Below are 21,313 nucleotides of genomic sequence, written 5' to 3'. Positions count from 1 at the left end.
CCGGGCCGGACCGGGCGAACCCGGCGGCTGCGACGGCCGTGGCTGCGGCTAGAAACTCGCGTCGATTCACGTGACCCCCGATCTCTGGCTGCGTTCCGGGTAGCACCGCGCAGCGACCGGATCAAAGGAAAGCATGCGTCCGGCGGCCGCTACTTTCGGCGCGGCGCGGGATCGGCCTCGAACAGGCCGCGGCGCAGGCTGCGCCACAAGATGGCGATGGTGGCCTTCAGCGATGCGCCGTCGGCGGCAAGGATGCGCATGCCGATGCCGCAGCCGTGGGGTAGGGGCGAGGCGCCGAAATAGACACCGTCCGGCACGCCTGCCGACCCCGTGCACGCCGCCAGCAGCGCGGTACCATCGCGGCGCGGTGCCCACAGCTGGATGCCGGCATAGGCCTCGAAGCGGCGGCTGCCGGCGGCCGCCAGCGCCCGGAACGCCGCCCCGGACGTGGCCTGGCGGTCGCAGGCCAGCAGCCGGCCATCCGGCGTACGGAACGACACCTCGGTCAGCAGGCGACCGAACGGCGCTCCGTTGCCCGACGGGTCGTGCGCGATGAAGCTTTCGCCGACCAGCACGACGGCGGTCTCGTCGGCCACCACCTCGGTCCGCGTCTCCAGGTCGGCGCCGGGGAACAGGATGGTCGCCTCGGGCAGCAGCTCGGCGACGGCGCCGGCACCTGCGGTCACCGTCGAGGCCAGCCTGGCGCGGCCCCCGGTCATCGCATGGACGATGGTCGCGCCCTGCGAGGTCAGGTGCAGAGCTGCGCCCGGCCCCACCGCCAGTGCCATCGCCAGCCGGTCGTGCTCGAACACGCCGCCGGCGATGGATTGCAGGTACAGCGTGGCCATGCCGTTCGGATCGCCGCCGTAGTAGAGCGGCCGGCAGATGTGGAACGGATAGGTGGCGTGCTGCCGGTCGATGAAGCTGCGCCCGTCGGGCGCGCGACGCAGACCCAGGGCGAGCCTGCCGCTGCGCCCGGCCGGCTGCGTATGCACCGTCACCGGCAGCGGCTGGTTCAAGCGGCGACGTCCTGCAGCAGCACGTCGCGGCAGATGAAATCGGCCACCGCGGCGATGCCCGCGTTGGCGCGGCAGTTGGTCAGCGCCAGCGGCCGGCCGTCGCGCACCTGCCGCGCCTCGGCGACCATGCGGTCCAGGTCGACGCCGACATGCGGCGCCAGGTCGACCTTGTTGATGACCAGCAGGTCGCACAGGGTCGGGCCGGGCCCGCGCTTGCGCGGGATGTCGTCGCCGCCGGCCACGTCGATCACGAACAGCCAGTAGTCGACCAGGTCGAGCGAGAAGGTGGAGGCGAGATTGTCGCCGCCGCTCTCGATGATGATCAGGTCGAGGCCGGGCAGCTTGTCCTCCAGCAGGTCGGCTGCCTGGATGTTCATCGTCGGGTCCTCGCGGATCACGGTGTGCGGGCAGGCGCCGGACTCCACCGCCAGCACCCGGGCCGGGTCGATCAGCCCGCTGCGCTTCAGCCGCTCGGCGTCCTCCTGGGTGACCAGGTCGTTGGTGACCACGGCGAGCTCGACGCCGCGGCCGGCGAGCTCCGGCACCAGCCGCTCGATCAGTGCGGTCTTGCCGGAGCCGACCGGACCGCCGATGCCGATGCGGGCGGCCCCCGCCGCCCTGGCGATGGCCCCGGTCATCGCAGCATGTAGCGCTGGGCCAGCGGCAGTTCGCTGGCCGGGTCGCACATGGCGAGCGCGCCATCGACGAATACGTCGAAGGTCTGCGGGTCGACCCGGATCGCGGGCAGGGCGTCGTTGTGCAGCATGTGCGCCTTGTTCAGCTTGCGCACCCCGCCGGCCGGCAGCGTCATCTTGGTCAGGCCGAGGGCGCTGCGGATGCCGCCGTCGATCGCCGCCTTGTTGACGAAGCAGGCGCTGAGAGCCTTCTTCGCCTCGCCGAACGCGCCCCATTGCGGCCGCATCAGCAGCGGTTCGCAGGTCATCAGGCTGGCCGCGCTGTCGCCCATCGCCGCCCACACGATGAAGCCGCCCTTGACGATCAGCTCCGGCTTGATGCCGAAGAAGCCGGGACGCCACAGCACGACATCGGCCAGCTTGCCGCGTTCCAGCGAGCCGATGTGCGCGTCGATGCCGAAGGTGCGCGCGGCGTTGATGGTGTATTTGGCGATGTAGCGCTTGATGCGCTCGTTGTCGCCCATCGCCGTCGCTTCCGACGGCAGCCGGCCGCGCTGCTTCTTCATCTTGTCGGCCAGCTGCCAGGTGCGGCAGATCACCTCGTTGATCCGGCCCATGCCCTGGCTGTCGGAGCCGAGCATGGAGATCGCGCCGAGGTCGTGCAGGATGTCCTCGGCCGCCATCGACTGCGGCCGGATGCGGCTTTCGGCGAAGGCCACGTCCTCCGGCACCGCCGGGTTCAGGTGGTGGCACACCATCGTCATGTCGAGGTGCTCGTCGAAGGTGTTCACCGTGTACGGGTTGGTCGGGTTGGTCGACGACGGCAGGCAGTTGGCCTCGCCGGCGACGCGGATGATGTCGGGGGCGTGCCCGCCGCCGGCGCCCTCGGTGTGGTACATGTGGATGGTGCGGCCGTTGATCGCGGCCAGCGTGTCCTCCAGATAGCCGCTCTCGTTCAGCGTGTCGGTGTGCAGCTGGACCTGGAAGTCGAGGTCGTCGGCGACGCCGAGGCAGGTGTCGATCACCGCCGGCATCGCGCCCCAGTCCTCGTGGATCTTCAGGCCCAGGCAGCCGCCGGCGATCTGGTCGAGCAGCGAGCGCGGCTTCGACGAGTTGCCGCGGCCGAGAAAGCCGAAGTTGATCGGCCATTGCTCGGCCGCCTGCAGCATCTTGCCCACGTTCCAGGCACCGCCGCAGTCGATGCCGACGGTGATCGGTCCCAGCGAGCCGCCGATCATGGTGGTGATGCCCGACGCGATCGCGTGCTCGCACAGTTGCGCGCTGTCGAAGTGGACGTGGACGTCGATGCCGCCCGGCGTGGCGATCAGCCCTTCGGCGTCGCGCACGGTCGTCGCCGCGCCGCAGACCAGGTCGGAATCGACGTTGTCCATCGTCGCCGGGTTGCCCGCCTTGCCGACGCGCACGATCCGGCCGTCCTTGATGCCGATGTCGCCCTTGACGATGCCCAGCACCGGGTCGATGACCACGGCGTTGCAGATCAGCATGTCCAGCGCGCCGGCGGCGCTGTCGTAGCCGGCGGTCAGGCCGAGCCCGTCGCGCAGCGTCTTGCCGCCGCCGTGCAGGCACTCGTCGCCGAGGAAGTTGTAGTCGTGCTCGATCTCGGCCAGCAGGCTGGTGTCGGCCAGCCGCACCGCGTCGCCTTTGGTCGGGCCGTACATGGCCGCATAGTCGGCCCTGCTCATCCTTGCCATCGCTCAGGCTCCCTTGAATCCGCGGGCGCGGGCGCGGGCGAGCGCCTCTTCCTTGCGCAGCGCGCTGTTGGCGGCGCCCTCGGTCAGGCGGTTGAGGCCGCTGAGTTCGGCGGTGCCGCCGAAGCCGACCAGCCCGACCGTCTTGGTCTCGCCCGGCTCGAAGCGCACGGCGGTGCCGGCCGGAATGTCCAGGTGCATGCCGTAGGCCGCGGCGCGGTCGAACTCCAGCGCACGGTTGGCCTCGAAGAAATGATAGTGGCTGCCGACCTGGATGGGGCGGTCGCCGGTGTTCATCACCGTCACCTGCGCGGTCGGACGGCCGGCGTTGAGCTCGTGCTCGCCGGGGGCGGCGATGATCTCGCCCGGGCGCACCGCATCGGTGGCCGGCGCCTCGGTGCCGGGGCGGATCGGCTCGTGCACGGTCACCAGCTTGGTCCCGTCCGGGAAGGTCGCCTCGACCTGCAGCATCGGCATCAGGTCGGCGACGCCGGGCATGACATCGTCGGTGCTCAGGATGGTCGAGCCGTAGCCGATCAGGTCGGCGACGCTGCGGCCCTCGCGCGCGCCTTCCAGGATCTCGTCGGCGATGAAGGCGATCGCCTCCGGATGGTTCAGCTTCAGACCCTTGGCCCGACGTCGCCTCGCCATCTCGGCCGCGGTGAAGATCGTCAGCCGCTCCATCTCGGTTGGTGTCAGCAGCACGTTCAGCCTCCCCTTCGGCTCATCAATTCTTCATGTCGCGAACAGGCGCATCGTCTGGTCGGGATGGCGCATCGCGGCGATCTCTGCAAGCGGCGCGAAGCTCGAGACGTCTTCGACCCCGCACGGCGTCTGCGCCAGCGCCAGCTGCATCTCGGGCTGCAGCGCAAGGCGGACGGATTGTGCGACGGCATGGCCGACCAGCGAAAGGCGCAGCGCCGCGCCGAGGATGCCGGCGACCAGTCCGTGCAGGGCGAGCGCGGACGCGGCGTCCGCGTCCAGGCCGACCCCGCGCCAGACGACGCCCTGCACGACAGGCAGGTGGCCGTGCATCCGCCCGGCCCGGACCGCCTCGTAGACGTCGCCGGCGCCAGCCGTCGCCAGTCTCGTATGGATGGTCAGCAGGGCGGCGCCCGCCTTGCGCGAACCCTCGCGCAGTTCGGCGGCAAGCGTCATCGCCTCGGCGGTGTCGTCGAGCCGACGCAGCAGCCCGGCGTCGTCGGCGCCGGCGTGGGCGGCGCACAGCAGCGGCCGGTCGAACGGCTGGAAGCGGCCGCAGATCTGGGCCCGGACGAAGGCCGTCACGTCCGCGGCGCCGCGCACCAGGCCGTCGCGATGGGCCGGCTCCAGCCCCCAGGAAAAGGACGAGCCGCCGCTCGGGAACAGGCTGTCGCCGTGCTGGAGCGCGAGCAGCAGGGCGCTATCGTTCGGCATCGTCGACCATGGCCACCCGCGCAGTGTCGAGCAGCGGCGCCAGTCTGGCAAGATAGGCGCCGGCCTCGCCCTCCTGTGCGACCAGCAGGTCACCCGCGTCGAAGCTGACACGCCAGTGCATGTTGCCGGCGAGGTAGCCGAGTTCGAGCGCCGCCGCGGCGTCGCGCGGCCGGATGCGCAGCGCGGGTTGCTCGGCCATCCGCACCACGATGGCGCGATGCGGTTCGAGCAGCAGGATTGCGCCATTGCACAATTGTTGGTCCCTCGGCAGTGCGATTGCACAATCCGTACCCAAGTCGGTGGTCGCACGCAGCCGTGCCGGCGCATGTCGGCGGTACCAAGGGTCAGGTATTCGACGCGCCCGTGATGCGAAACCGCATGCAATGCCTCGGCGTGATGCGGATCGGTCGCATTTCAGCCAAGGACTGTTGCGGTGAACCGGCCGGCCAGCGTCCGGCGGTCGCGATGTGGGTGAGTATCATGCTATCGTCTCGCTGTTTCCGCTGGCTACGCCAAAGATGCCGCCGCGACATCGCCCGGATTGGCGTCGCTTACTGTTGCGGCCTATGGCCGATTGTCCGGAACACTGGAATGATCGCGGCGTGGCGACGCCATAAAAATTTTCAAATTCCGCCATGGATTCCACGACTGGAACCAACATCGCAGCAGGTCGACTGTCGCGGTGCCTGAATCAAATGTGCATGCCCAAATCCGCATCGGATCCACCGATTCGCCGCTCATGGCTCCAGCAATCTGTTTCTGCACAAATCCTCCGCGCCATGGTATTGAGCGGCCGCCGGCTGGGCCCGCTGGACAAATTATGAATGCTATTTTGCAAACACACAAGGGCGTGCGCAGCATGCCCTAGCGGCACGGCGCATGCATAGAGAGTCGCTGGCATTTGTGTACATATCCTGCATAATGCCCGTTGCAGGCGTCGCGTCCGCAGGCGCCGTGAGCAATGAGGGCTCAACCCTGGCGGCGTGATGCGCCGCACAAAACGAGGAGGGGACAAGCGCATGCTCAAGTCACAAGGATCGGACGCCGGAAGCTGCTCAGAACTTCGGCGGCGGCCGGATTGGCCGCCACGTTTCCGACACCTACTTCTTTCACCGCACGGCCAAGGCGCAAGACACCATCGAGCTCGGCGTGCTGTTCTCGCTGACCGGCGGCCTGTCGATCATCGAGAAGTCGCTGGCCGATGCCACGCTTGATGGCAATCGACGAGGTCAATGCCGCCGGCGGCATCAACGGCACCATGATCAGCCCGATCGTCGAGGACGGTGCCTCCGACCCGCAGACCTATAATGAAAAGGCGAGCAAGCTGGTCTGAGGATCGGACGGACGGTGTTCGGCTCTTACACCTCGGCCAGCCGCAAGGCGGTCCGCCGGTGTTCGAGCGGCGCAACAGCATGTACTACCCGACGTTCTATGAGGGCTTCGAATGCTCGAAGAACGTCGTCTACACCGGCGCGGTGCCGAACCAGCAGCTGTCGAACTACATTCCGTGGATCATCAACACGCTGGGCAAGAAGACGTTCTTCATCGTCGGCTCGAACTATATCTATCCGCGCGAGATGGCCAAGGTCTGCAAGATCCTGATCGAAGAGCCAACGGCGCGGAGTGGGCGGACGAGTATCTGGAACTCGGCCATTCCGAGTGGGGCGCCATGGTCTCCAAGATCAAGGATTCCGGCTGCGACGTGGTGCTGTCGAACGTGGTCGGTGACGATTCCGTGGTCGTTCTACCGCGAATACAAGAACCAGGGCATTGACCCAGGACGCGCTGCCGATCTGTGCGACTGTGACGTCGATCGGTCCGCGGCGATGGGCCGGGTTCGCGGTCAGCTACTCGTCATTCCCGTATTTCCAGGCCATCGATACCGACATCAACCACACCTTCATCGAGAACTATCGGGCCTACGTGAACGATCCCAATGCGGTGACGCACCTGCGGCCTGGGAATTCCTACTTCCAGGTGCACCTGTGGGCGCAGGCTGCGCGGACGTTGAACGGCGACATCACGCCGGACAACATCCGCGAGGCGATCAAGGGGCAGGAGATGGACGCGGCGAACGGTCACGTGAAGATCGCGCCGGAGAACCTGCACACCTACCTGACGCCACGCATTTCGCAATGGAATGCAGAAGGCCAGGGCGTGATCGTCGACGAGTATCCGGAGCCGATCTTCCCGCTCCCTATGCCTATGGCGAGACCGAGGACAACCTGTTCTCGAGAGCGGCCTCGACACCTCCAAGCTGTAAGCGCAAGGTATTCCGGTCGGCGCCTGCGGGCGCCGACCGCTGGCGCGGCGGGAAAACAGATGGAAGTTATCTTCATCGGGCTCAGCCTGGGCTCGATCTTGCTGCTTATCGCCCTGGGGTTGTCGATAACCTATGGGGCGATGGGGGTCATCAACATGGCCCACGGCGAGATGGTGATGATCGGCGCCTACACCACGGTCTGTTCAGACACTATCTCGGGCTGAACCTCTTATTTGCCATACCGGTCGCTTTGTGGTCGCGGCGCTGGATCGGGCTGGTGATCGAACGCGTGGTGGTGCGCCAGCTATACGGCCGCCTGCTCGACACATTGCTGGCGACCTGGGGTATCGGAATCCTGCTCCAGCAATGCATCCGGTTGGAATTCGGCCTCACCTTCTTCGACATCCACATCGACGGCTTGGGTCCCGGCCTGCAGAACGTCAACGTGCCAGCGGCACTGAGTCGAACCGATCGCGATCGGCGACTTCCTGCTGCAGCCCTATCGCAGCTTCATCATCGTGCTGACCGCCGCGCTGACCGTGCTGACCTGGTACCTGATGTACCGCACGTCGATGGGACAGCAGGTCCGCGCGACATGCGCAACCCGCAGATGGCCGGCCTCCTGCGGCATCAACGTCAAGCGGGTCAACGCGCTGACCTTCGCCTACGGCTCCGGCCTCGCCGGGGTCGCGGGCGTGATGATGTCCGGCTTCAAGACCGTGTTTCCCCGACATGGGTACGCAGGAAGTGGTCAACGGCTTCCTGGTCGTGGTTGTCGGCGGCGTCGGCAGCCTGCTCGGAACGCATGGTCTCCGTCGCTCGGGCTCGGCGAGGTCAATGGCATCGTCGCCAGCGTGTTCTACCGACATTCTTGCCCGCGCGTTCATCTTCGGGCTGGTCATCATCGTCATCTGTGGCGGCCCAAGGGCCTGTTCTCGTTCAAGGGGCGCTGACCGTGCACGCCAGAAAGAGAATCTTCGACTATGGCGCGTATCTGCTCTTCATCGCCGCCATCCTGCTGTTGCCCACATTCCTCGATGACGTGTTCTGGCTGAACCGCATATCGAAGTATCGTCTTCGGCATGCTCGGCGTCGCCATCTCGCTCAGTGGGGCTATGCCGGCATCCTCAACCTCTTGGGCAGGGGACTGTTCTTCGGCTTGGGCGCCTACATGCTGGCGATGTCGCTGAAACTGGCGAGCCCGACCAGCCTGGCCCAGGGCTCCGATCAGCCCATCCCCGACTTCATGCTGTGGAACGCGGAGCCCGATGCGCGCGTGGAGACTGTGCTGCATCAACCAGGGCTCGTTCCTGTGGATACCGTTCGAGAACCAATGGTTCGGTGTTTTGATGGGCATCGTCACTGCCGGTCCTGGTTGCAACGATCGTCGGCTACATCCTGTTCGGCTGCGCATCTCCGGCGTGTTCATCGCCATCATCATGCCTTGGCGCATGGTGCTGCTGGTCCGACTTGTCGTGATCGATGCGCAGCCGTTCACCAACGGGTTCAACGGGCTGACCGACCTGGGCTGGTTCACGGTCGGCGGGCCGAACTCGATCCGTATTTCGTCGAGACCTACTACGTGATCGCGGTTGCAACGGCGGCTGGTGCTGATCTTCGGTCGCTGGCTTGTCGAGCACCGGGCCGGCCCTGGATCCGCAATCGATCCGCGATGACGAGAACCGCGCCGGTTTCTCGGCTTCAATGTCGCCCGCTACCAGACCTTCTTCTTTGCCGTGTCAGCCGGCATTGCCGGTTTGGCCGGCATGCTTTTCGTGGTTGCCTCGGAATTCGCCTCGCCCACTTTCATGGACCTCAGCTTCTCGATCACCATGGTGGTCTGGGCCGCGGTCGGCGGGCGCAATTCGCTGCTCGGCGCCTGCATCGGCGCGATCCTGATCAACATCATCGAGGCGTCGGCCAGCGAGACCGACGAGCTGGTCGAGGCCTGGAAGGCGATCATCGGCGTGCTGTTCATCCTGGTCGTGCTGTTCCTGCCGCGCGGCCTGGCCGGCTTCGCCAACGACGTCGGCGATCGGCTGCTCGGCGTCGGCCGGCGCGGCGATCGCGCGGTCGCCGCCAAGGCGGCCACCCAGGACGGGCAGGGCTGAGCGATGGCACAAGCGGCACTGGAAATCCGCGACCTCGAGCTCGACTACGGCGGCTTCAAGGCGGTCGACGGCTTCTCGATGGAGGTGGCCGAGGGCGAGCTCAGGGTGCTGATCGGCGCCAACGGCGCCGGCAAGACCACGCTGATGGACCTGGTCAGCGGCAAGACCAAGGCGACCGGCGGCAGGGTGTTCCTGCACGGCACCGACATCACCAACAGGCAGGAGCACGAGATCGCCCGCGCCGGCGTCGGCCGCAAGTTCCAGATCCCCAGCATCTTCCGCGGCCTGACCGTGATGCAGAACCTGATCGTGGCTGCGACCGAGCGCAAGAACGTGCTGGGCAACCTGGGGCTCAGCCTGCCCTCGGCCCGGCGCAAGCAGGTCGACCGCGTGCTGGAGCTGATCGAGCTGGGCGACAAGGTGCACGAATTCGCCGGCACCCTTTCGCATGGCGAGACCCAGTGGCTGGAACTGGGCATGCTGATCATCCAGGACCCGAAGATCATCCTGCTGGACGAGCCGACTGCCGGGATGACACACGCCGAGACGCTGAAGACGTCGCGCATCGTCAACGGCATGAAGGGTGCGCACACCATCCTGGTAGTCGAGCATGACATGAGCTTCGTCCGCGAGATCGCTGAAAAGATTACGGTCATGCACCTGGGCAAGCGCCTGGCCGAGGGCACGGTCGGCGAGATCGAGAGCAACGCCGCGGTCAAGGAAGCCTATCTCGGCAGCGGGGGGATCCACTGATGCTGTCGCTGGACAAAGTCGACAGCTTCTACGGCCGCAGCCAGATCCTGCACGACCTGTCGCTCGATGCGCCGGACGGCCAGATCGTCGCGATCCTCGGCCGCAACGGCGTCGGCAAGACGACGCTGATGAAGACGATCATGGGCCTGACCGACCGCATCGAGGGCCAGATCCGCCTTGACGGCAGCGACCTGACCGGCGTGTCGACCTACGAGCGGGCGCGGGCCGGCATCGCCTATGTCCCGCAGGGCCGGCAGATCATCCCGGACTTCACGGTGCGCGAGAACATCCTGATGGGCGGCTTCGCGCGCCCGGGCAAGCCGCGTCGAGTGCCCGAGCTCGCCATCGAGCTGTTCCCCTATCTGCGCGACAACATGGGCAAACCGGGCGGCCTGCTGTCCGGCGGCCAGCAGCAGCAGCTGGCGATCGCACGCGCGCTGGCGGCGGAGCCGAAGATCCTGCTGCTCGACGAGCCGACCGAGGGCATCCAGCCCAACATCGTCGAGCTGATCGAGGATGCGATCCAGCGGCTCAATCGTGAACTCGGTCTGACTATCCTGCTGGTCGAACAGAATGTAGCATTCGCGCGTTCGGCCGCGCATCGTTTCGCGATGATCGTCAAGGGCAGCGCCGTCGCTGCCGGGCCGGTCGCGGAGCTGACCGACGCGGTCGTCGCCGAGCACATGATCTAGCCGCGGAGAGGAGCGGTCCGGGGCTGGGCATGGCCGCCGCATGCAGCGGCGCGAAGAGACAAACCCGCACCCGTGGCCGGGCGTGACGGCGCGGGATTCACGTCGAGGAGAGGAGACGCGCAATGTATCACGGTGACATTTCCAGCAGTAACGACACGGTCGGCGTCGCCGTCGTGAACTACAAGATGCCGCGGATGCACACCAAGGACGAGGTGCTGGCCAACGCGCGCAAGATCGCCGAGATGATGGAGGGCATGAAGATCGGCCTGCCCGGCATGGATCTGTGCATCTTCCCGGAATACTCCACCCACGGCATCATGTACGACGAGAAGGAGATGTACGAGACCGCCTCGTCGGTGCCCGGCGAGGAAACCGCGATCTTCGCGCAGGCCTGCCGCAAGGCGCGCTGCTGGGGCGTGTTCTCGCTGACCGGCGAGCGGCACGAGGAGCACCCGAACAAGGCGCCGTACAACACCCTGATCCTGATGAACGACCAGGGCGAGATCGTGCAGAAGTACCGCAAGATCATGCCCTGGGTGCCGATCGAGGGCTGGTATCCCGGCAACTGCACCTATGTGTCGGAAGGGCCGAAGGGCCTGAAGATCAGCCTGATCATCTGCGACGACGGCAACTACCCGGAGATCTGGCGCGACTGCGCGATGAAGGGGTCCGAGCTGATCGTGCGCTGCCAGGGCTACATGTACCCGGCCAAGGACCAGCAGGTGATCATGGCCAAGGCGATGGCCTGGGCGAACAACGTCTATGTGGCGGTCGCCAACGCCTCCGGCTTCGACGGCGTCTATTCCTACTTCGGCCATTCCGCGATCGTCGGCTTCGACGGCCGGACGCTGGGCGAGTGCGCCGAGGAGGAGAACGGCGTGCAGTATGCGCAGCTCTCGGTCAGCGCCATCCGCGACGCGCGCCGCAACATGCAGTCGCAGAACCACCTGTTCAAGCTGCTGCACCGCGGCTACACCGGCATGATCAACTCCGGCGAAGGCGACCGCGGCGTGGCGGCCTGTCCGTACGACTTCTACAAGAAGTGGATCACCGATCCCGAGGGCACCCGCGAGGAGGTCGAGGCGATCACCCGTTCGACGGTCGGGACGGACGAATGCCCGCTGGACGGCATTCCCAACCAGAAGACCGCGGCGCATCGCTGACGGTCGGCGCTGCGATGGGGCAGGGCGCAGACCCTGCCCCCTGCGCCGGAAGGCCGGCGCTGGACGCCCGTTCGCTCCCGCCGGCGCCGTTGCGCGGCGCGGAGCGACGCGGCAATGCGGTCGAAGCCGCGGCGGCTGGCAGTTCGGTCGGACTGCCGCGGCGCCTTCGGCGGCTCGCAACGACGGCCCGGCTGGAGAAGCCGACGCGCGACGGATCAAGGGATGACGATTGAGCAATATCTGATCGGCGAGGAGCCGTACTACCGGCCGATCGGCAACGAGGTCGCGCTGTTCGAGGCGGCCTATGCCCGGCGCATGCCGATGATGCTGAAGGGGCCGACCGGCTGCGGCAAGACCCGCTTCATCGAGCACATGGCCTGGCGGCTGAAGAAGCCGCTGATCACGGTGTCCTGCCACGAGGACATGACCGCGTCCGATCTGGTCGGCCGTTTCCTGCTGGAAGCGGACGGCACGGTCTGGCGCGACGGCCCGTTGACCACGGCGGTGCGCGAAGGTGCGATCTGCTATCTCGACGAGATCGTCGAGGCCCGTCAGGACACCACGGTGGTGATCCACTCGCTGACCGACGAACGGCGGGTGCTGCCGCTGGAGAAGAAGAACGAGCTGGTGCACGCCCATCCGGACTTCCAGCTGGTGATCTCCTACAACCCCGGTTACCAGAGCGTGCTGAAGGACCTGAAGGAATCGACCAAGCAGCGCTTCGGCGCGCTGGAGTTCGGCTATCCGAAGCCGGAGGTCGAGGCCGAGATCGTGGCGCACGAGGCCGCGGTGCAGCCCGCGCTGGCGCGCCGGCTGATCACCATCGCGGAGCGTTCGCGCAACCTGAAGGGCCACGGACTGGAGGAGGGGGCGTCCACCCGCATGCTGGTGCATGCGGCCCAGCTTGCCGCCCAGGGCGTGCCGGTCGGCGAGGCCTGCCAGGTTGCACTGGTGCTGCCGATCACCGACGACCCCGACATGCGCGATGCCCTGAGTGCAGCCATCGCAGCCTGCGGATGAGCCGATGGCGGAGCCGCGCCCTGCATTCCTGCGCGTGGTGAGCGACGGCGACGAGTCCAACCCGCTGACCGGCGAGGCGGCGCGCGCCTTTCCCGACGAAACCGCGGCACGGTGGCTGCGGGCGCAGCGCAAGCTGGCCGGAGCCGGCTACGGCCCCGCGGTGCTCGGCGCCTATGTCCGGCATTCGCCGGCGATCGCGCTGCAGTTCGGCCCGGATGCGGCATTCGAGCTGGCAGAGACCGTTTCGGCGGTGGCGATCAAGGCCGGGCTGAAGGCGGCGGAGGCGCTTCCCGTGGCCGCGCTGAAGGTCGCCGAGCGGTTGCACGACCTGGCGCGGTTCCGCTCCTGGCTCAGCCTGATGCAGCGCTTCGCGGCACTGGCGCCGGAATCGGTCGGGCTGGTGCTGGACCGCATGGAGCGGCTGATCGCCGGCCTGAGCGTGTCGCGGCTGGAGGCGTGGCTGCTCGCCGGGATCCGCTCGGGCGGCAGCGACCGCGAACGGCGGCTGCGCTTCTTCTCGCTGGAGGACCCGGAGGCCGAGCGCTGGCTGCAGCGCGAGACCGGCGACGTGCTGTTCGCCGACGTCGACCGCAAGATGAAGGCCTTCCTCACCGCGATGTGGCGGGTGCGGGTGCCGATCCGCGAGCCCAGCCTCAGCGCCAGCGCACCGATGCGCCGGCGGGCCGGTTTCGGCCCCGGCATCATCCGCATGCCGGCGACCTTCCCTGGCTATCGCGGCCAGCAGGCGCAAGACCTGTTCCGGGCGGCACTGGCGCATATCGGCGCGCACTACAGGTTCTCCGGCACGCCGTTTCCGGTCGGCACGCTGAAGCCGCTGCAGATCGCGCTGGTCTCGCTGATCGAGGATGCGCGGGTCGAGCATCTGGCGATGGCCGCCTTCCCGGGGCTCGAGCGGCTGTGGCTGCCATTTCACATCGCCCAGGCCAGCGGCGCGACGACGGCGCCGAGCATGCTCGCCCGCCTGTCGCGCGCGCTGATCGACCCGACCTTCGAGGACGGCGACGGCTGGGTTACGAAGGGCCGCCAGATGTTCACGGCGGTCCGCGACCAGTGGCACGACCCCGCGGTCAGCCGGCGCATCGGCGGCCTGCTCGGCAACGACCTCGGCCAGATGCGCGTGCAGTTCAACGCCAAGACCTATGTGGTCGAGCCGCCCTATCGCGACGACAATCTCGGCCTGTGGGACTTCGGCGACCAGCCGGCCGACATCGAAGAGACCGAGATGGTGCTGGATTCGGTCCGCATCGAGCAGCAGGCGGAGGACGACCCGACGCCGCCGGACCGCGAGCGGACCGAGGAAGACCCGGACGACAGCCCGAACGTGGCGCACCTGTCGGAGGCGCTGCCGCTGGACGAGGGCATCCCGGTGGCGCGCTATCCCGAATACGACTACGCCACCGGCCGCGAACGCTCGGAGTGGACCACGCTGGTCGAGTATCGGGCGCAGCCGGGCCCGGTCGGCCGCATCGACGCGATCCTCGAGCGCCACCACGGTTTGGTCACCCGGATCACCGGCCTGGTCCGCGCCGCCCGGGTCAGCCGGCCGCAGCGCATGAAGCGGCGCCACGAGGGCGACCAGCTCGATCTCGACGCCTGCATCGCCGCCGCTGTCAGCCGGCGGGTGGGCGAGACGCCTGACCCGCGGGTGTTCGCCCAGACCGAGCGGCGCAATCGCGACCTCAGCGTTCTGCTGCTGCTCGACGTGTCGGAGTCGACGCGCGACCGGGTGCGCAACGGCACTGCGACGGTGCTGGAGGTCGAGCGCGAGGCGACGGTGATGCTCGCCCACGCCATGGACGGCCTGGGCGACCCCTTTGCCATCGCCGCCTTCGCCTCCAACCGCCGCGACGACGTGCACTACTTCCGGATCAAGGATTTCGGCCGGCCCTATGACGCCCAGGCGCGCGCGCAGCTGGCCGGGCTGGAGAGCGGGCTTTCGACCCGGCTCGGCGCGGCCATGCGCCATGCCGGCGCCGACCTCGCCCGCCAACTGACCCACCGCCGGCTGCTGCTGGTGGTCACCGACGGCGAACCGTCGGACGTCGATATCGACGATCGCCGCTATCTGGTCGAGGACGCGCGCCGTGCCGTCATCGGCCTGGCCGACAAGGGCATCGACACCTTCTGCGTCGGTCTCGACAGCGGCGGCGACAGCTATCTGGCCCGGATATTCGGGCAGCGCAACTACGTGCAGATCGACCGGCTCGAGCGCCTGCCGGAGAAGCTGCCGATGCTCTATTTCAGGCTGACAGCCTGAGCCGCGCGGCGCCACGGGGGCGCGGCGAAAAGCAAGGGGGAGACAGTCATGACGCTGCGCAGGCCTTCGATCGACGACTTGATCGAGATCGGTGAGCAGGCCCATATCCACCTGAACGACGACGAGCTGGAGGTGCTGCCGGCGATCGTCGACGCGGTGATCGACGGCTATGACGAACTCGACCAGTATCCCGATCCGCTGCGGCCGGTGACCCCGGCCGTGCGCATTCCGGGACCGCGGCCGGAACCGGCCGACGACCCGCTCAACGGCGTCGTGCGCACCTGCAGCGTCAAGGCGGCGCCGGAGATCACCGGGCCGCTGTCGGGCAAGGCCATCGGCGTGAAGGACACGATCTGCGTCGCCGGCATCCCGATGACCTGCGCGTCGCGGCTGCTCTACGACTATACGCCGGATATCGACGCCACCATCGTCACCCGCATCCTCGAGGCCGGCGGCCACATCACCGCCGTGCTCAACACCGACGACTTCGCGTTCTCCGGCGGCGGCCACACCTCGGCCTACGGCGTCGGTCTCAACCCGGCCAATCCGAAGCACGCGGCCGGCGGCTCGTCCTGCGGCTCGGCGATCGCGCCGGCGACCGGGCTGGTCGACATCGCACTGGGGGGCGACCAGGGCGGCTCGATCCGCATCCCGGCGTCGTGGTCCGGCATCGTCGGCCTCAAGCCCACCCACGGCCTGGTCCCCTATACAGGCATCGTCGGCTTCGACCAGACCATCGACCACATCGGGCCGATGGCGCGGACGGTCGCCGACTGCGCCCTGCTGCTGGGCGTGATCGCCGGCCGCGACGAAAGCGCCATCGACCCGCGCCAGCCCAGCCATATCGATGTGCCGGACTATGCCGCCGCACTGAGCGGCGACGTCGCCGGGCTGAAGATCGCGCTGGTCGACGAGGGTTTCGGCGGGCCGGAGGCGATGGCCACGGTCGACGACGCGGTGCGGGCCGCCGCGAGCCGGCTCGAGGCGATGGGGGCGACGGTGACCGAGGTCTCGGTGCCGCTGCATCGTCGCGGCGTGCCGATCTGGAACGCCATCGCCATCGAGGGCGGCGTGCACAGCTTCTACAACGGCCACACCAACTACGGCACCAAGGGCTGGTACAATCCGCGGCTGATGTCGGCGATGTCGCGGGCGATCAAGACCAATGGCGGCGATTTCTCGCCGACCGCCAAGCTCGGCGCGCTGGTCCATCACTACATGCGCGACCGCTATCACGGCGTGTTCTACGGCCGGGCGCAGAACTTCGCCCGCCAGCTGACAGCGGCCTATGACGCCGTCTTCGCCGAACACGACCTGGTGCTGATGCCGACCACGCCGCAGACCGCACACGCGGTACCGCCGATGCCGGAGGAGGACCGCGCCGCCCACATCGGCCAGGCGCTCAACATGGTGCGCAACACCTGCGTGTTCGACCTGACCGGCCATCCGTCGGTGACGGTGCCGGTGAAGGGCGTCAAGGGGCTGCCGGTCGGGCTGATGTTGACCGGCGCACATTTCGACGACGCCACCGTGCTGCGCGCGGCTCACGCCTATGAAGTCGCCGCATGACGACGCACATCGCGGGCAGCGCGGCGGGCCGTGCTTAGCATCCTGCTGCTCGGCCTCGTCATGGGCATGCAGCACGCCATCGAGGCCGATCACGTGGCGGCGGTGGCCAGCATCGCCGCCGGCGAGCGCTCGCCGCGGCGCATCGTTGCGCACGGCGTGGTTTGGGGCGCCGGTCATGCCGTCACGCTACTGGTCTTCGTCGGCCTGCTCGTCGTGCTGGGCGGCAGCGTGCCGCCGGCCCTGGCGGACGCGCTGGAATTCGCCGTCGGCGTGCTGCTGGTCGGTTTCGGCGTCCGGGTGCTGGTCCGCCTGATCCGCGACCGGGTGCATTTCCATGTCCATCGCCATGGCGACGGCCAGACCCACCTGCATGCCCACTCCCACGCGGGCGAAAGCCGCCGTCACGACCCGGCCAGCCACCGTCACCACCACCCGCCTGGCCTGCCGCTGCAGACCTTCCTCGTCGGAGTGATGCACGGCCTGGCCGGATCCGCCGCGCTGCTGATGCTGACCGCGACGACGGTCGGCTCGCCCGGCCTGTCGATCGGCTATGTCGCGGTGTTCGGCCTCGGCTCGATCGCGGGCATGGCCGCGCTGTCCGCCTGCATCGCCGTCCCGCTCGGCTATGCCGCGCGCGCGCTGACGCTGTGGCGCAATGCGGTGGAGGGCTGTGTCGGTGCCGGCACCATCGCCCTCGGCCTGTGGATCTGCGCCGGCTACGTCATGGCTTAGGTCCGCGCCGCGGCGATCGACGCTACGAAGTCGCGCAGGCTCTGCTCGGCGAAGGCGACGATCTCGCTGTCGGCCAGCTGGCCGTCGGCGACCTTGTCGTTGGCGAACGGCACCACCACCTCGCGCGTCGCGAACACCCGCGCCAGCATGCCGTTGAGGATGTATTTCAGGTGGCCCTGGGCACGCACGCCGCCCAGGGCGCCGCCGGAGGTGCTGATCACGAAGCAGGGCTTGTCCTTGAACACAGAGCCGTAGGCCGGGCGCGACGCCCAGTCGATCGCGTTTTTCAGCACGCCGGGCACGGAGTAGTTGTATTCCGGCGTGACGAACACCAGGCCGTCGGCAGCGGCGACCGCCTCCTTGAACGCCTGCACCGCCGGATCGTCGACGATGTCGGCGTTGTAGTGCGGCAGGCGGCCGATGTCGGGATGCAGCACCTCGGCGACGTCGCCCAGGCGCGCGGCGAGAGTCCGCGCCGTGGCGCGGGCCGACGAGGCGGCGCGCAGACTTCCGGCTATGAACAGCAACTGGATCATCGGGTTTCCAATCTATTGTCGAGCGAGCCAGGTGGAGATGTCCGGCACCGCCACCAGCACCGCCAGCGAAACCAGCATGGCCAGCAGGAACGGCACCGCGCCGCGGAAGATGTCGCCGACCTTCAACTCCGGGTCGTTGGTCGCCGACTTGATCGTGTAGACCGACAGGCCGAACGGCGGGGTCAGCAGGCCGGCTTCGACCGCCACCACGGTCAGAACGCCGAACCAGATCGGATCGAAGCCCGCCTGCGCCGCCACCGGCAGCGCGATCGGCAGCACGATCAGCATGATCGAGACCGAATCGATCAGGCAGCCGAGCGCGAGGATCAGCACGAGATAGACCAGCAGGAAGCCATAGGGTCCGATCGCGCCCTCGAGGAAGAAGGTGGCGATCTCCTGCGGCACGCCGGTCAGCGCCAGCATCCGCGAGAAAAGGGTCGCAGCCAGGATCAGGAACAGCACCGACACCGTGATCTGTCCGGACTCGACCAGCAGGTTCCAGAACGACCGTCGGGTCAGCGACCGACGCAGGAGCGCGATCACCAGCGCGCCCAGCGCCCCGGCCGCGCCGGCCTCGGTCGGGTTGAGGATGCCGCCGTAGAGCCCGCCGAGGACGATCAGCATCAGCGCCAGGATGGGCAGCGACTTCCGTGCCAGCTGGAACGCGGTGTAGTCGTCGTAGCCCTCGGTGTCGGTGGTCCGATCGAACACCATCGCCGGCCGCTGGCGGGCCATCGCCATGATGGTCAGGCTGAAGGCCAGGGCCAGCAGCAGCCCCGGGCCGATGCCGGCCAGGAACATGCGCCCGACCGACTGCTCGGCCAGCACGGCATAGACGATCATCAGCAGCGACGGCGGGATCAGCATGCCGAGCACCGACGACCCGGCCACGACGCCGGTGGCGAAGCGCCTGGAATAGCCGTGGCGCGTCATCTCCGGCACTGCCACCCGGCTGAACACGGTCGCCGACGCGATCGAGATGCCGGTGATCGAGGCGAACACCGCGTTGGCGAACACGGTGGCGATGCCGAGCCCGGCGGTGATCCGCCGCAACATCCGCTCGAACACGTCGAACGTGTCCTTGCCGACGTTGGACACGCTGACCAGCAGGCCCATCAGCACGAACAGCGGTACCACCGCGAACAGGTATTCCTCGAGCGAATCGTTGGCGACCGCTCCCAGCATCCGCATCGCGACTGCGTCGCCGCGGATCAGCGACACGCCGGCGAACGAGACCGTCAGCATTCCGATTCCGATCGGCATGCCGAGATAGATCAGCAGCAGCAGGACTGCGATGGCGAGCCCGCCGATCTCGGCGGGGGTCACGGGCCCGGCTCCGCGCCGGCGCGCCGCAGGACGCAGGCCGCGCGGACAACGAACTCGATCGCCGCCACCGCCAGTCCGACCAGGATGAACGCGCGGAACGGCCACGTCGGCAGCGTGCCCAGCCCGGGCGTGCCGATGAACTCGTCGGAGTTCCAGTCCTTGACCAGCGTGCCCACGGTGGCCCAGGCCATGCAGCCGACCGCGGCGCCACCGACGAGGCAGAACAGCGCCGACAGCAGCGCACCGCCGCGCGGGTGCCGGCGCGCGAACGGCACCATGAAGATTTCGGTCCGCGCCAGGCGGTCGGCGCGAACGGCCGCGCCGAGTTGGAGCGCCACGATCATCACCAGCAGCAGGGCGCCGAGTTCGGAGACCAGCGGCAGCGAGCCGCCGAGCACGTTGCGCGCGACGATGTCGGCGCAGATGATCACCATCAGGCCGCCGATCAGCACGGTGCCGAGTGCGGCAAACCCTTCAACGACGCCGAGCCACAGCCGCGCCGGCAGGGAGCGCGTGTGCGCCGGCGCCGGCGCACACGGGTCTTCTTGTGGCAGGGCCACAATGCCGCTCTGGGATCAGAGTTCGGAGTCCCAGTCGCGCACCGGCGTCTCGCCGCGGTCGCGCAGGGCCTGCATGTACTGCCGCATGAAGTCGCTGGCAGGCAGGCCCTGGTCGTCCAGCGGCGCGGCCCATTCGGCGGCGAGGTTCGGCAACAGGCCGACCCAGGCGGCGCGCTGCTCCTGCGGCATCGGGATGATGGTGACGGGCGGCGTCTGGCCGGCGCCGAGCTCGACCATCTTGTTCAGCGCGAATTCGTGCCGCTCCACCATGTCGGCACCGTGGGAGACCGTGTAGTAGCGGCCCGCCTCGATCATCGCGTTCTGCACTTCCTCGGGCAGGGCGTCCCAGCTGTCGCGATTGATCGCGATGGCGCCGGAGAAGGCGGCGCCCGCATCGAAGCGGTGGATATAGGGCGCGACCTCGTAGAGCTTGATCGGCAGCGCGCCCAGGGCCAGCGTCAGCGCGCCGTCGGACACGCCGGTCTGGATGTCGGTGTAGAAGGTGGTCAGCGCGCCGTCGACCGCATTGGCACCCGTGCCGCGCAGCCAGTTGCCGAGCACGCCCGGCGCCGAGATCTTCAGGCCGTCGATGCCGTCGATGCCGTCGACCGGTTCCTTCAGGTAGATGTCGTAGAGGTCGGTGGCGGTGAGGCCGAGCACCCTCAGGTTGTGGCTTTCCCACTCCTCGCGGAAGGCGTCGTTGGTCTCGAGCAGGTCCTCCATCACCTCCAGCAGCACCGGCGGGTTGGCGGTGGCGAAGGGCGAGTTGGTCGAGACCTGGCTCAGCGGCAGCTGCGCCGCTTCCAGGAACGAGAACACCCAGCCGATGTCGGTGATGCCTTCCTCGACCGAGCTCAGGGTGGCATTGGCCTTGTAGAGCTGGCCGCCGAAGGCCTCGTTCCAGGCGATCTGGTAGTTGCCGGTCTCGGCCAGGATCTCGTCGGTGCGGGCCATGAAGTGGGTCTGGATCATGCCAACCCACGGCACCACCGTCGGGTGGCTGGATGCGATGGTCAGGTCGATGGTTTCCTGCGCGGACAGCGACATCGGCAGCGCGCAGACTGCGCCCGCCAGGGCGCCGTAGAGCCGTTTCATGGTGGTTCCTCCCTGTCTTATGCTAACGTGAATTTTTGTGTCGAGTAGTTGAGGCGCACCGTCACCGAGCCCTCGTTGATCAGCCAGGGCCGCACGGTGAAGCGACGCGCGCCGCTCTTGTGCATCGGGTCGCGCTCGGCGATGGCGACGGCTTCGGCCCGCGACGTCGCACGGACGACGACCATGCCTTCGCCCTCCCAGCGCTGCTCGTCGTCGGTCCACAGCGGGCCGGCGGCGAACAGGATTCCCTCCCGCTCCAGCCCGACCTGGAAATCCAGATGCGCCTCGATGTTGGCGAACACCGGCCCCAGCCCGTCGGTCGGCGTCGTGAAGATCACGAACAGCTGCTTCTGCAGCATCGCCTTGCTCGCCTCGAGCACCGCGGCGACAGGCACCGCTTTCGGGTTGTCTGCGTCGCTCATCCCCGTTCCCCCCT

General features: G+C 68.0%; 18 protein-coding genes and 3 pseudogenes. 10 read left to right on the top strand and 11 right to left on the bottom strand.

Going from position 1 to position 21,313, the window contains the following annotated elements:
* Window positions 1-149: 149 nt before the first annotated feature.
* The 6 genes from R3F55_01070 to R3F55_01045 are packed head-to-tail and all read right to left on the bottom strand — an operon-like array spanning window position 150 to window position 5,032.
* Window positions 150-1,019, bottom strand: a complete 870-nt coding sequence (locus R3F55_01070; GenBank protein ID MEZ5666031.1) for an urease accessory protein UreD — start codon at window positions 1,017-1,019, stop codon at window positions 150-152.
* The gene (gene ureG / locus R3F55_01065) at window positions 1,016-1,657 is read right to left on the bottom strand and encodes an urease accessory protein UreG (GenBank protein ID MEZ5666030.1); all 642 of its coding nucleotides are present in this window, start codon (window positions 1,655-1,657) and stop codon (window positions 1,016-1,018) included. Before ureG ends, R3F55_01070 begins: the two co-directional genes overlap by 4 nt.
* Complete coding sequence (gene ureC, locus R3F55_01060; GenBank protein ID MEZ5666029.1) at window positions 1,654-3,366, bottom strand: urease subunit alpha; 1,713 nt, start codon at window positions 3,364-3,366, stop codon at window positions 1,654-1,656. The genes ureG and ureC overlap by 4 nt, the downstream gene beginning before the upstream one ends.
* A gap of 3 nt (window positions 3,367-3,369) precedes the next feature.
* A complete protein-coding gene (locus R3F55_01055) occupies window positions 3,370-4,068 on the bottom strand; it encodes an urease subunit gamma (GenBank protein ID MEZ5666028.1) in 699 nt (232 codons plus the stop codon).
* 30 nt (window positions 4,069-4,098) lie between these two features.
* The gene (locus tag R3F55_01050) at window positions 4,099-4,779 is read right to left on the bottom strand and encodes an urease accessory UreF family protein (protein MEZ5666027.1); all 681 of its coding nucleotides are present in this window, start codon (window positions 4,777-4,779) and stop codon (window positions 4,099-4,101) included.
* Window positions 4,766-5,032 (bottom strand): hypothetical protein, encoded by a 267-nt coding sequence (locus R3F55_01045; protein MEZ5666026.1) that lies wholly within the window; start codon window positions 5,030-5,032, stop codon window positions 4,766-4,768. Before R3F55_01045 ends, R3F55_01050 begins: the two co-directional genes overlap by 14 nt.
* An 825-nt stretch (window positions 5,033-5,857) precedes the next feature.
* Between R3F55_01045 and R3F55_01040 the strand changes: the two are divergent.
* From R3F55_01040 to R3F55_00995, 10 genes and pseudogenes are all read left to right on the top strand, one after another.
* Window positions 5,858-7,042: pseudogene (locus R3F55_01040) on the top strand (transporter substrate-binding domain-containing protein).
* Window positions 7,043-7,101: 59 nt separating this feature from the next.
* Window positions 7,102-7,995 (top strand): annotated as a pseudogene (gene urtB, locus R3F55_01035) (urea ABC transporter permease subunit UrtB).
* Window positions 7,996-8,015: 20 nt separating this feature from the next.
* A pseudogene (locus R3F55_01030) lies at window positions 8,016-9,153 on the top strand (urea ABC transporter permease subunit UrtC).
* A 3-nt stretch (window positions 9,154-9,156) separates the two neighbouring features.
* Window positions 9,157-9,906, top strand: coding sequence for an urea ABC transporter ATP-binding protein UrtD (urtD, locus tag R3F55_01025; GenBank protein ID MEZ5666025.1), 750 nt, complete (start codon window positions 9,157-9,159; stop codon window positions 9,904-9,906).
* Window positions 9,906-10,598: an urea ABC transporter ATP-binding subunit UrtE gene (gene urtE / locus R3F55_01020; protein ID MEZ5666024.1), complete on the top strand. Its 693-nt coding sequence runs from the start codon at window positions 9,906-9,908 to the stop codon at window positions 10,596-10,598. The genes urtD and urtE overlap by 1 nt, the downstream gene beginning before the upstream one ends.
* Before the next feature lie 122 nt (window positions 10,599-10,720).
* Window positions 10,721-11,761 (top strand): aliphatic amidase, encoded by a 1,041-nt coding sequence (locus R3F55_01015; GenBank protein ID MEZ5666023.1) that lies wholly within the window; start codon window positions 10,721-10,723, stop codon window positions 11,759-11,761.
* A 222-nt stretch (window positions 11,762-11,983) separates the two neighbouring features.
* Window positions 11,984-12,781 (top strand): CbbQ/NirQ/NorQ/GpvN family protein, encoded by a 798-nt coding sequence (locus R3F55_01010; protein ID MEZ5666022.1) that lies wholly within the window; start codon window positions 11,984-11,986, stop codon window positions 12,779-12,781.
* Window positions 12,782-12,785: 4 nt separating this feature from the next.
* Window positions 12,786-15,059, top strand: a complete 2,274-nt coding sequence (locus tag R3F55_01005; GenBank protein MEZ5666021.1) for a VWA domain-containing protein — start codon at window positions 12,786-12,788, stop codon at window positions 15,057-15,059.
* A 48-nt stretch (window positions 15,060-15,107) separates the two neighbouring features.
* On the top strand, window positions 15,108-16,628 hold the full coding sequence (locus tag R3F55_01000) for an amidase (GenBank protein ID MEZ5666020.1): 1,521 nt from the start codon (window positions 15,108-15,110) through the stop codon (window positions 16,626-16,628).
* A 30-nt stretch (window positions 16,629-16,658) separates the two neighbouring features.
* Entirely contained in the window at window positions 16,659-17,360 is a 702-nt protein-coding gene (locus R3F55_00995) for an urease accessory protein (GenBank protein MEZ5666019.1), read from the top strand.
* Here R3F55_00995 and R3F55_00990 read toward each other — a convergent pair.
* Genes R3F55_00990 through R3F55_00970 form a run of 5 tightly spaced genes read right to left on the bottom strand, consistent with a single transcriptional unit; the run spans window position 17,357 to window position 21,299 of the window.
* Complete coding sequence (locus tag R3F55_00990) at window positions 17,357-17,896, bottom strand: NADPH-dependent FMN reductase (protein ID MEZ5666018.1); 540 nt, start codon at window positions 17,894-17,896, stop codon at window positions 17,357-17,359. The two genes, R3F55_00995 and R3F55_00990, sit on opposite strands and share 4 nt — an antisense overlap.
* A 12-nt stretch (window positions 17,897-17,908) precedes the next feature.
* On the bottom strand, window positions 17,909-19,222 hold the full coding sequence (locus R3F55_00985) for a TRAP transporter large permease (protein ID MEZ5666017.1): 1,314 nt from the start codon (window positions 19,220-19,222) through the stop codon (window positions 17,909-17,911).
* Entirely contained in the window at window positions 19,219-19,782 is a 564-nt protein-coding gene (locus tag R3F55_00980; GenBank protein ID MEZ5666016.1) for a TRAP transporter small permease, read from the bottom strand. The genes R3F55_00985 and R3F55_00980 overlap by 4 nt, the downstream gene beginning before the upstream one ends.
* A 15-nt stretch (window positions 19,783-19,797) precedes the next feature.
* A complete protein-coding gene (locus R3F55_00975) occupies window positions 19,798-20,877 on the bottom strand; it encodes a C4-dicarboxylate TRAP transporter substrate-binding protein (protein MEZ5666015.1) in 1,080 nt (359 codons plus the stop codon).
* A 17-nt stretch (window positions 20,878-20,894) separates the two neighbouring features.
* Window positions 20,895-21,299 carry a YciI family protein gene (locus R3F55_00970; protein MEZ5666014.1) on the bottom strand — a complete coding sequence of 135 codons (405 nt, stop codon included), beginning with the start codon at window positions 21,297-21,299 and terminating at the stop codon, window positions 20,895-20,897.
* Between the last annotated feature and the right edge of the window lie 14 nt (window positions 21,300-21,313).

This window comes from Alphaproteobacteria bacterium, assembly GCA_041396705.1.
In the GTDB taxonomy this organism is placed as follows: domain Bacteria; phylum Pseudomonadota; class Alphaproteobacteria; order CALKHQ01; family CALKHQ01; genus CALKHQ01.
Note: the sequence above shows the minus strand (reverse complement) of the source record. Positions and strands in the feature narration are given on the sequence as shown.